Source organism: Devosia sp. (assembly GCF_017744655.1).
In the GTDB taxonomy this organism is placed as follows: Bacteria; Pseudomonadota; Alphaproteobacteria; order Rhizobiales; family Devosiaceae; genus Devosia.
Genome location: NZ_JAGIAW010000002.1, coordinates 354,251 through 365,123 on the forward strand (window position 1 = coordinate 354,251; position 10,873 = coordinate 365,123).

At 59.3% G+C, this 10,873-nt stretch carries 11 protein-coding genes; 8 read left to right on the top strand and 3 right to left on the bottom strand.

What is annotated here, in order from left to right:
• Positions 1 to 24 precede the first annotated feature (24 nt).
• Positions 25 to 1,506: a sugar ABC transporter substrate-binding protein gene (locus J7557_RS07625; protein WP_291418932.1), complete on the bottom strand. Its 1,482-nt coding sequence runs from the start codon at positions 1,504 to 1,506 to the stop codon at positions 25 to 27.
• 218 nt (positions 1,507 to 1,724) lie between these two features.
• On the opposite strand from J7557_RS07625, the gene J7557_RS07630 reads away from it, so the two are divergent.
• Genes J7557_RS07630 through J7557_RS07655 form a run of 6 tightly spaced genes read left to right on the top strand, consistent with a single transcriptional unit; the run spans position 1,725 to position 8,201 of the window.
• Positions 1,725 to 2,462, top strand: a complete 738-nt coding sequence (locus J7557_RS07630; protein WP_291418934.1) for a GntR family transcriptional regulator — start codon at positions 1,725 to 1,727, stop codon at positions 2,460 to 2,462.
• Between the two features lie 34 nt (positions 2,463 to 2,496).
• Positions 2,497 to 3,666: a mandelate racemase/muconate lactonizing enzyme family protein gene (locus J7557_RS07635; RefSeq protein ID WP_291418936.1), complete on the top strand. Its 1,170-nt coding sequence runs from the start codon at positions 2,497 to 2,499 to the stop codon at positions 3,664 to 3,666.
• Between the two features lie 25 nt (positions 3,667 to 3,691).
• A complete protein-coding gene (locus J7557_RS07640; protein WP_291418938.1) occupies positions 3,692 to 5,050 on the top strand; it encodes a mandelate racemase/muconate lactonizing enzyme family protein in 1,359 nt (452 codons plus the stop codon).
• 4 nt (positions 5,051 to 5,054) lie between these two features.
• Complete coding sequence (locus tag J7557_RS07645; RefSeq protein WP_291418939.1) at positions 5,055 to 6,254, top strand: mandelate racemase/muconate lactonizing enzyme family protein; 1,200 nt, start codon at positions 5,055 to 5,057, stop codon at positions 6,252 to 6,254.
• Positions 6,255 to 6,264: 10 nt separating this feature from the next.
• Positions 6,265 to 7,311, top strand: coding sequence for an aldo/keto reductase (locus J7557_RS07650; protein ID WP_291418941.1), 1,047 nt, complete (start codon positions 6,265 to 6,267; stop codon positions 7,309 to 7,311).
• A gap of 56 nt (positions 7,312 to 7,367) precedes the next feature.
• Entirely contained in the window at positions 7,368 to 8,201 is an 834-nt protein-coding gene (locus J7557_RS07655; protein WP_291418943.1) for an aldo/keto reductase, read from the top strand.
• Positions 8,202 to 8,623: 422 nt separating this feature from the next.
• Here J7557_RS07655 and J7557_RS07660 read toward each other — a convergent pair whose 3' ends face one another.
• On the bottom strand, positions 8,624 to 9,043 hold the full coding sequence (locus tag J7557_RS07660) for a DUF2267 domain-containing protein (protein ID WP_291418945.1): 420 nt from the start codon (positions 9,041 to 9,043) through the stop codon (positions 8,624 to 8,626).
• 378 nt (positions 9,044 to 9,421) lie between these two features.
• Between J7557_RS07660 and J7557_RS07665 the strand changes: the two genes are divergently transcribed.
• Positions 9,422 to 9,661: a hypothetical protein gene (locus tag J7557_RS07665; RefSeq protein ID WP_291418947.1), complete on the top strand. Its 240-nt coding sequence runs from the start codon at positions 9,422 to 9,424 to the stop codon at positions 9,659 to 9,661.
• A 139-nt stretch (positions 9,662 to 9,800) separates the two neighbouring features.
• On the opposite strand, the gene J7557_RS07670 is transcribed toward J7557_RS07665, so the two are convergent.
• Positions 9,801 to 10,091: a hypothetical protein gene (locus J7557_RS07670; protein WP_291418949.1), complete on the bottom strand. Its 291-nt coding sequence runs from the start codon at positions 10,089 to 10,091 to the stop codon at positions 9,801 to 9,803.
• Positions 10,092 to 10,219: 128 nt separating this feature from the next.
• Between J7557_RS07670 and J7557_RS07675 the strand changes: the two genes are divergently transcribed.
• Complete coding sequence (locus J7557_RS07675) at positions 10,220 to 10,693, top strand: carboxymuconolactone decarboxylase family protein (protein ID WP_291418951.1); 474 nt, start codon at positions 10,220 to 10,222, stop codon at positions 10,691 to 10,693.
• The last annotated feature ends 180 nt before the right edge of the window (positions 10,694 to 10,873 follow it).

The following is a 10,873-nucleotide window of genomic DNA, read 5'->3' on the forward strand; positions in this document are numbered from 1 at the left end:
CGGCCACTTTTGCAGGGAGAGAGGCTAGAGGCCGCCGCCATCCGTGACGTCGCGGACCTTCTGAGCGGCGTCTGCGGCTGCTTCTTCCACGGTCATCGCGCCCGTCAGTGCATTTTGCAGCATGTCGGGAATGATGATGTTCATGATCTCGGGCGTTTCCGGCAGCGTCGGGAACGGAATGCCGTAGGGAAGCATCGAGGTCGTGACGTCGAGAAACTTGATGCTATCGAGGCGCTGCTTCATCCATTCGGTCTTGAAGCCGTTGAGATTGCCCGGGTTAGAGCCGGCATAGGCCATTTTCAGGGACCATTCGGGGCTGGTCCAGAAGCAGACCATGGCCTTTGCAGCAGCCTCGTCCACTTCGCCGCCCTCGACATATTCAGGGTTTAGAATGTGGATGTTGGAGCCGCCAAATACCACGGCGCGCTTGCCGTCCGGGCCGGTAGGGATCAGGCCATAGCGCATGTTGTCGATGACAGTCTGCGCGGTCTCTTTGTCGGCGCCGGTGGCCTTGGCCTGAAGGTCGAGCATCACGTTATAATCGGACGGATGCGAGATCATCATGGCGACCTGACCGGCGAGGAACAGCGGCTGGTTGTCGGCCTGCTGGTTGGTCAGCGCAGAGACCGGAACGGACTGGTCGCGGACATACATGTCATAGGATGCCTGCAGCGCCCTGATGCTTTCCGGACTGTCGAGGCGGATCTCGCCATAGTTCGGGTTTGCATCGGCTTCGTCGAAGACGCCACCACCATAGGCCCAGAGCTGAGGCATGAAGCGGTAAGGCGTATTGCCGGCATTCTTGCGGGCAACGAGACCATAGCCGGCAATGCCTAGCTCATCGTGAATCTTCTTGGAATATTCGACGACTTCGTCCCAGGTTGCGGGGGGCGTTTCTGGATCAAGGCCGGCCTTCTCAAAGATGTCGGCATTCCAGATAAAGGCCATGGTCTCGTTGTTCGTCGGAATACCGTAGGCCTTGCCTTCCCACATCACCGATTTCATGGCGCCCGGCCAGAAATCCTCGGTCTTCCAGCCAACGTCTTCGGGCTTGAGCTCCTGGAGATAGCCCTTTGAGGCGAACTCGACGCCACCCAAAATCTGGAGGCGCACGACCATCGGACCCGCATTGCCCAGCAGGGCCGTTCGGAACTTGTCCAGAAGGTCGTTATAGGTCAGGGCCTGCTCCTGCAGGTCGATATTGGGATAGGTTTCGCGGAAGGCGGCGAAGAAGTCCTTGTAGTACTGACGCAGCAGGTCAGGATCGCCTTCGAAGACGCCCTGATACCAGAAGGTCAGCTTGCCTTTGTAGTCGAGTGGCGTGACTGCGCCGCACTGTTCGGCAGTGTTGTAGGTCTCGGTGCCAGCGATTGATCGTACATATTCGGGCGACCATTTGCTGAGATCGACGCTCTGGCCGAATACGGACGTGCTCATCATCGAAACGGCGAGTGCAGAGACGCATGCGCCACGCGCCAGCGCGCGGCCCAATGGGTAATTGCTCATCTAGTCCTCCTCTGTCCCTGCAAGCGCCCCTCGCGCCTCAGGTCCTCTTGCGGCGGCCTACACCGGGCTTGGGCCTCTTATGTACGTATCGCCGTAAAATGAACGTTGCAGAATAGATATTGCGTGTCAACTGGATCAGATTGTACATTATTGGACACAGATGGTGCGCCAATGCGGCGCAATGTCTCGGTACTTGCAGCACGAAGTTGGCTAAACGCATGCGTCGGAACACCACGAAAGCTGACGAGACAGAGATGAGCGACTTCAAAGCAAAGCCCCCGGTCGGAATTGAACCGACGGGTGCCTCCAAACAGGGGGATTCGCTCTACCAGCTGATCCGCGATGACATCATTTCGGGCCGGCTGCAGCCCAATGAGCGGCTGGTCGTTGCCGATCTCGCCCTGCGCCACGACACCTCGACCAATCCGGTCCGCGAGGCCCTGCAACTGTTGCGCGGAGAAGGCTTTGTGGTGATCTCGCCCAATCGCGGCGCGCGCGTGCGGCCCATCGACCAGAATTTCGTGCGCGACATCTATGAAATCGGCGTGTTGATCGAGCCGGCCCTGACGCGCTGGTTCGTGGGCATGGCAACGCCCGAGGATATCGCTCAACTCGAAAAGGTGCAGGCCGAGATCGAGGAGAACAACTTCGCCGATCCCCTGCGCCACAGCGAACTCGACACGCGTTTCCACACCATCATGTACGAACGGCACTACAATCAGCACGCCGCCGAACTCTGGTGGAAGCATCGCGAAGTGCTTCGCGCCGTCAGCCGCCGCTACAATTTTACGCTGGCGCGTCGTGCGCAGGTGCTGCGCGAGCACCGTCAGCTGATCCAGTTCATCAAGGATGGCGAGGCGGAAAAAGCCGCCGCGCTGGTCGCCCAGCATGTGGAGGGCTCGGGGCGCCACGTTCTTGAACAAATGCGCGCCGCGGAGGCTGCTCGCGCCGGATAGCAATATGGCCGGCTGACGGCCGAGGGAGAGGATTATGAAGATCACGGGCGTAAAGCCGTGGCTGATCAAGACAGCCGCGTCCTATTGGGGCGAATTCCTGTTTGTCGAAGTGACGACGGATGCCGGTATTTCTGGCTGGGGGGAGATCACCACCACGACCTATGTTGCCAACCGTGCCCTCTGCGTCATGCTGAGTCAGATCAGTAAAATCGTCGAAGGCGATGATCCCTCCCAGATCGAGCGAATTTGGCACAAGATCTTCCGCAACTTCACCTATATGGGCAGCCGCGGCGCCGCTGTCGAATGCGTCAGCGCCATCGACATTGCCCTTTGGGATATCCGCGGCAAGGTGCTTGGCCTGCCGATCTACGAGCTGCTCGGCGGGCCGGTGCGCGACGAAATCCTGCTCTATACCCATCCCGACCAGCGCAAGTTCACGAGCAAGGAAGGCGTGGTGCAGGAAATCCGTGACATCATCGCTTCGGGGCACACCGCGCTGAAATTCGATCCCTACGCGCAGCAGGGGCAGAAGAACGCGCATGGCATCGCACGCGAACAGTCAGAGGGCTATCTCGATGGCTCGATGAGCCGCAAAGACGAACGCGAAGCGGCCGAACTGACGGCCCTGATCCGCGAGACTGCTGGCCCCGACATCGAAATCCTGATCGACGCGCATGGCCGGTTCGACGTGCCCACGGCCATCCGGCTCTGCCGTTCCCTCGAAGAAGCCGGCGACATCGACTGGTTCGAGGAGCCGGTGCCCCCGGAAAGCATCAATGCCCTCAAGCAGGTGCGTGAAAAGGTGAATGCGCCGATCTCCTGGGGTGAGCGCGGCCATACCAAGTGGGATTTCGTCTCCATCCTCGAAAACAAGCTCGCCGACTACATTATGCCCGACGTGACCTGGACGGGAGGCATCACCGAACTGAAGAAAATCTCGGCGCTTTGCGAAGCCTATTACATCCCGGTTTCGCCCCACGACGCGGCTGGCCCCATCAATGTGGTGGCAGGCGCACAGGTGATGATGACGGTGCCCAATTTCTACCGGCTCGAAACCTCCGAGTGGAACCTGAGTAAATACGACCACCTGATCAATAAGCCGCTCGACAATTCCAATGGCTCTCTCAAGCTCAACAAGGCGCCGGGCCTCGGTATCGAGATGAACCGGGACTATCTCGCCGACAATCTCGTGCAATTCGACTGATCTGGGACACAAGAGGGGAGGTCTCATGACCATGTCTACCCATGCCGAAATGATCGAAAATAACGTTCGGACATTCTCGAGCCCGAGCGAATTGCGCATCACCGATCTCAGGGTGGCCGAGATCGTCGGCGCGCCATTCACCTCGGCGCTACTCAAGATTTCCACCAATCAGGGTATCATCGGTTTCGGTGAAGTGCGCGATGGCGCCAGCGCCACTTATGCCCTGATGCTGAAAAGCAGGCTGCTGGGCGAAAACCCGCTCGACATCGACCGGCTGTTCCGGCGCATCAAGCAGTTCGGGGGGCATGGGCGGCAGGGCGGTGGCGTCTCGGCCATCGAGATTGCCCTCTGGGACATTGCCGGCAAGGCCTATGGTGTGCCGATCTACCAGATGTTGGGAGGCAAATTCCGCGACAAGGTGCGCTGCTATTGCGATACCGACGCTGAAAAACCCAGCGGCACCGAGACCGGCAAGCGCCTCAAGGCGCGCATGGATATGGGGTTCACCTTCCTCAAGATGGATCTGGGGCTGATGCAGATCGCCGATATTCCGGGGGCCGTGGTTTCGCCCGCTGGCTCGCTTGAGGCCTATCGTGTCCATCCCGATCGCGGGCCGGTGACTTCGATGGAGGAGCGACGCGCGCGTAACGCCGTCTACGACACGCACAATGTGCGCCACCCTTTCAGTGGTCTGCATTTCACCGACAAAGGTATCGATCTGCTCGAGCAGTATATCCACGAAGTCCGGGAGGTGATCGGCTACGAAATTCCGCTCGCCATCGACCATGTCGGCCATATTTCGCTACAGAACGGCATTCGTCTGGCACGACGGATCGAAAAATACGTGCCGGCCTGGCTCGAAGACGTCATTCCCTGGCAATATACCGAGCAATACCGACAGTTGCAGGAAGCGACGACTGTTCCCATCTGCACGGGCGAGGATATCTACCTCAAGGAGGGCTTTGCGCCGCTGCTTGGGGCCGGCATTTCGGTGATCCATCCGGACCTGCTGACTTCGGGCGGCATTCTAGAAACCAAGAAGATCGGCGATATGGCGCAGGATCACGGCGTGGCCATGGCCATCCATATGGCCGAAAGCCCGATCGCAGCCATGGCGGCGGCGCATGTGGCGGTTGCCACCGAGAACTTCATGGCCCTCGAATATCACAGCGTCGAGGTCGACTGGTGGGATGATATCGTCACCGGCCTTCCAAGGCCCTTGGTCAAGGATGGCTTCATTACCGTGCCCGACAAGCCGGGTCTGGGCATAGACGACGTTGTCGACGAAGTCCTGCGCCAGCACATGCAGCCGGGCGTGAGTGACATCTGGCGGTCCACGGATCACTGGGATCACGAATATTCCTGGGATCGGACTTGGAGTTGAGAGCATGAAAATCACGGACTTGCGCTGCGCCGTTATCGGGCGTCATCCGATCGTTCGCATTGTCACCGACGAGGGCATCTATGGGCTTGGGGAGGTGGAATATACCAAGCCGTACCTCAAACCCTGGGTGCTGCATTTTCGCGAGGCGCTGATCGGGGAGGACCCGACCGATGTCGAGCGTTGTATGCTGAAAATTCGGCAACGCGGGTCGTTCAAGCCCTATGGGGCGGCGGTCAGTGCCATTGAGCATGCGCTCTGGGACATTGCCGGCAAGGCGGCCAATGTGCCGGTCTACAAGCTCCTCGGCGGCAAGGTGCGCGATAAAGTTCGCGTCTACAATGGCTCGATCCGCCAGAAGCGGACCGGCGACCGGCCGGAGGATTATGCCGCCGACGTCAAATGGATGATGGAGCGGCCCGAAAAGTTCTTCATGGTGAAGCAGGGGATCAGCTTCCACTCCAACATGAAGGATTCCATCGACGATTTTCACTATGGCGTGCGGCAGAACAAGGCCGGCTATCACGGCGCCATGGACCAAGGGCAGATCTCCGAGCGTGGGTTCAACCATATGCTCGACTGCGTCGCGGCGATGAAGGAAGTGCTGGGAGACAAGGTTTCCCTGGCGCTCGATTGCGGGCCGGGCTGGTTTCTCAATGACGCCATCCGCTTCGCGCAAGCGACGGAAAAATACAATCTGATGTGGCTCGAGGACATGCTGACCGGTGACTATGTACCCTGGGTCAATCCGCAGGCCTATCGCGAGTTGACGGTATCGACCTCGACGCCGATCCATACCGGCGAACAGATCTATTTGCGGCACAATTTCAAGGAGCTGATCGAGACACAGGCAGTGCGCGTCGTGGGGCCGGACCCGGCCGACATCGGGGGCATTGCCGAACTCAAATGGGTGGCCGAGCACGCCTATATGCATTCGATCATGATGGCGCCGCATGGCACTGCCAACGGGCTGCTTGGGCTTGGCGCGCTGATCAACGTCTGCGCCACCTTGCCGGCCAATTACATTGCGTTCGAATATCCCAGTGCGTCCGACCCCTGGTGGGAGGACATTGTCATCGGCCTGCCAAAGCAGATTGTAAAAGAGAGTCACGTTGACCTGCTGGAGGCGCCGGGGCTGGGGCTCGACATCGATCCCGAAGGCGCGAAAAAGTATCTGGCGGAAGAGGACGCTGGCTTCTTCGACTGAGGGGAAAACAATGAAATACCGCTATCTCGGCCGTTCGGGCCTGCTCGTGTCGCGGCTTTGCCTTGGCACCATGACCTTTGGAAATAGCCAGTGGGGCTGTGACCAGGAGGGGGCGAACGCCATTGTCCGGCGCTTCGTCGAGGGCGGCGGCAATTTCATCGATACCGCTGATGGCTATAGCGGCGGCGAATCCGAACGCATGCTGGGTGTCGCGCTCAAAGAGTTTGCGCGCGACAACCTCGTGATTGCGACAAAATGCTGGTTTCCGAGCGATCAGGCGGTGACGGCGCGGGGGCTGTCGCGAAAGCACATCATCGAGGCCTGTGAGAAGAGCCTGAAGCGGATGGGGCTCGACTATATCGACCTCTATCAGTTCCACGGTCCCGATCCTTATACGCCGATCGAGGAGACGCTGCGGGCGGCGGATGATCTCGTGCGGGCAGGCAAGGTGCGGTATCTCGGCTGCTCGAATTTTTACGGCTGGCAGATCGCCAAGACCAATACGCTGGCCGATGCCAGGGGGCACGAACGGCTGATTTCCGCGCAACATCTCTACAATCTCATTCGCCGCGACGTAGAGCGCGAAATCCTGCCGGCAGCTGAGGATGCGGGCGCAGGCGTGATCTGCTGGAGCCCGCTGGCGGCGGGCATGCTGTCAGGAAAATACCGCAACCAGTCGGTGCCGGATGCTCAATCGCGCATCGGTATCCAGGCGTCCGTCGCCATGCCGCGCTATTGGTTCGACAATGCGCTAAAACTGATCGACAAGGTGGTCGAGATAGCGGAACGGTTGGGCCATACGCCAAGCCAGGTCGCGCTGAGCTGGCTGTTTGGCGATCAGCGTGTAACTGCGGCGATCATCGGCGTGCGGACGGCCGAGCAGGTGGACGAGAACCTGGCTGCCGGGGAGATCGACCTGCCGCAGGAGGCGCGGGATGCGCTGACGGCGGCCCTGCCGCTCAATCTCGGCTATCCCTTTGAATGGACGGACAACAATCTGCGCGCGACTTTCGGCAAGGCGGAGTTCGAGCCGCCGCATACCGCACGCCTGCCCTGAGGCGATGGTAATCCCACTCCCATGACCTCAGTATCTTGAGACTATGAGGAAATGCCGTGTCTAAAGACTATACGCTTAACGATGGGACGACCCTGCCTACTATCGGCCTCGGCACCTATAGCCTCTGGGGCCATTCCGGCGTGGACGCCATGTTGGCCGCTTTGCAAGAGGGGTACCGACTTCTGGACTCAGCGGTAAATTATGAAAACGAGGGCGCTGTCGGGCGCGCGGTTCGATTGTCGGGCATCCCAAGGGAAGACATTCGCGTGGCATCGAAGCTGCCAGGCAGGCATCACAAGAAGAGCCAGGTGAGCCGGACCATCGAGGAATCTCTGCTGCGGACCGGGCTCGACTATCTTGACCTCTATCTCATTCACTGGCCCAACCCGGGCCAAGGTCTCTATCTTGAAGCCTGGGAAGGAATGATCGAAGCGCGCGAACGTGGCCTGGTGCGCTCGATCGGGGTCTCGAACTTTCTGCCTGATTATCTCGATGTTCTCATTGAGAAAACGGGCGTGACACCCAGTGTCAATCAGATCGAGCTCCATCCCTATTTCAATCAAGAGGAGCAACGCACGGCAGACAGGAACCGCGGAATTCTCACCCAGGCCTGGACGCCCATTGGTAAGCGGACTGCACTGCTCGAGGAGCCAACCATCGTCGGCATTGCGCGCGAGCTTGGGCGCACTCCAGCGCAGGTTGTCTTGCGTTGGCATTCCCAACTAGGCGTTCTGCCTATCCCAAAGTCCGCTAACGCCTTTCGTCGGATTGAAAATCTTGCAATAGAGGATTTCGTTCTCGGCGCCGGACACATGCAAGCGATAGCAGGTCTAACGCGCCCCGATGGCCGCATCTTCGATGGCGACCCGGCGACCCACGAGGAATTCTGAACTTGCCTTGTGCGCTGTGGTGACCGGCGGGCCAGCAGGCGCGGATGCTTAATCCGATTTTTCGGAACAGGGCTTGGCGGCAAAAGCAGGCGGAGCAAACTTCGCTGTCCGCACATGCGGCGGAGGCCGAGGGTGTAGATGGTACTGCCCTCGCTGCAAATGTTGTCTCCCGCCAGAGCCCCTGCAAATCATGGTGCACCTCGCGGCGACGCCGGGCGCCATTCCTTTTCGTCCCGGACCGCTCGATAAAGCTTTTGGTCGTCACGACGGGCTAGGAGTTTATCTATCGGCTTGGTACTTCGAACTTAAAGGAGTCGCGGTCCGACGTCCGGTGTTCACCACATTCCCCGAAAGCAGCCAGTCCACAAACCACCCCAAGAGTGACAAGCTTGACCGGCTCTCATTTAGCGTGCATCGCACGCCTAGAGCTCGTTCCAAAGTTCTCGCAATGGATCAGGCAGCGCAGTTCGCAACGCAGCAGAGGCAACAGGATCACTCTCGGTCTTAATCACCCAGAGGGTGTCCGAGGTTATCCCCTCAGGCATATGGATGTGGGGTAGCAGTCTTTGGGCAAGGGCGGCCTCAAAGGCAGCAAGATCAGTCAGCGCGATTGGCTCTGTGGGTATCCAATCCTGATAGAAAACTCCCCGCTGCACGGCAGGAAGATGGTTGCCAAAGCGAGCAATCTCACCAAGGTTCAATCGAGCACGAACCTCGTGCAGGACGCCTCGCAAACACGCGAAAGCGATGTTGTTCGTCGTGAGGAGCGCACGGCTTTTCAGAGCATCCTGCCACTTTGCAATACTCTCAGTGGCGTATTTCACATCACGAGGGTTGGTCATCTCATTCCCGGCTATTCAACCACGGCGATAGGCTTTTCGGGCGTTCGCATCTTGATTTGTGCATTGGCCCTTTCAAGACGCTTGCGGCGTTCAAGGAAACGGCCCTGGGGGCCTCCAGCAGTATGGACGTTATTCTCCCGGATCGCCCGCAACTACCTGCGGAGTATGTCTAGTCACCGACGCTACTCGCTATTCGTTGCAAGGGGTTGTCGCAATGCGGTTGGTTGGCGGCATGTGCATCGAATTATCGCGACTGGATATTTGATCCAACGAAACTTTCTAGTTTGATGCAAGGCGACTGCGAAGGACGAACTCCTTCTGCACACCGGCCAGGACGCCGAGCATCTCCAGACGCTTGGTGGTTGTCTGCGGCGGGGCATGTCGCGGCTTGACCTTGCCCTGACGGCGCGCATTTCCCAGCGACATTTGGGTTTCGTTGAGCTTGGCCGCTCCAGGGCCAGCCAGAAATTGCTCGCGAGGCTTCTCGACGCCCTGGACGCAGCGCCGTCGGAACGCGCCATGGCTTTTCTGCATGCCGGGTTTGTCGTGCCCGATGCTACTCAGAATCAAGATCGTCGGCGCCAGAGCCAGGCGCTGATCTCCCTGACCCGGCAGTAAGCCGATATGCCTCTGGTGGCATTCGATCACATCTGGACCTCGCGAGAAATCAATGCCGCCGGCATGCGGTTGGCGGGTTTGGTGATGCAAGGATTCGATTGGCAAGGCGTCGGTTCGTCGGGTCAAGGACTGGACATGATCAACGCCACGGGAGCCGCTGAGGGTCTGTTGTCGCGCCCGCCATCCCGACAAGCTTGCGGCTGAACTGGCCGACGCCGGGAGCGAAATGGTCGAGCTGTGCGGAGGCATCTCCCCCATTTGGCGACACGCGGTAGGCGCTGCCCTCGGCAATCGAGTCCGCCTGACAAAAACCCTCGTTGATGAGGCTGTTCTGCTCATCGAGCTCTATGGGGGGCACTACGCGTGGCATTGCTGGTGTCATCGATGCCGTCGCAGGCAGGGTCGCGGTGGGCGCCGGCAGCTTTGCCATCGATACTCTTGCGTCGTTAGCACGTCGTGCTTCAAAAAAATCTCGATCCTCCGTCACAACAGCATGCGCTCCGGCGTCATCAAAACAGCGAACCAATGATGGTGCCGCAAAATGGAAAAGAGATCGAAATGACCCCGCGTATGCAGAACCCCGCCTTCGCCATTGCCAATGTCGGACCCGCCTTGATTTCGCTGGGACAGGCCCTCGGCGCCACACGCATCGGCAATATCCCCCTCAAGCTGGTGCTGCTGACGCATATTCGCACCAGCCAGCTCAATGGCTGCAGCTATTGCGTCAGCTTCCACTCTCGCGAGGCCCGCAAAGCCGGTGAGACGGAAGACAGGCTCTATGCCGTCGCCGCCTGGCGGCATTCGAGCCTTTTTTCAGCGGCCGAGAAGGCGGCTCTCGAACTGACCGAAGCGGTCACCGTGGTGGGCGCCGGAGAAATGGTTTCGGACGATCTGTGGCTCGAGGTCGGCCGTCATTTTGCCCAGGAAGAGCTGGCCGCGCTTCTACTCGAGATCGCGACAACTAACCTGTGGAACCGTCTCAATGCCGCGACGCAGCAACAGTTTCACATCAAGGCGCCAGCCGCTGCTTGAGCACTGAACAGTCGGGGGTCGGGGCTTGCCCGACCTCCCGGGAGATCCAGCATGAGTACTGCCTGTTGATTGCCACTGAGAAGTGACCCGTTAGGCGGGACTATTTCCATCGAGATTTGACCCATGTTCCAACCGTGCCCTGGCTGTTTTCAGCGGGGGCTATGGAGTGATCGACATGGC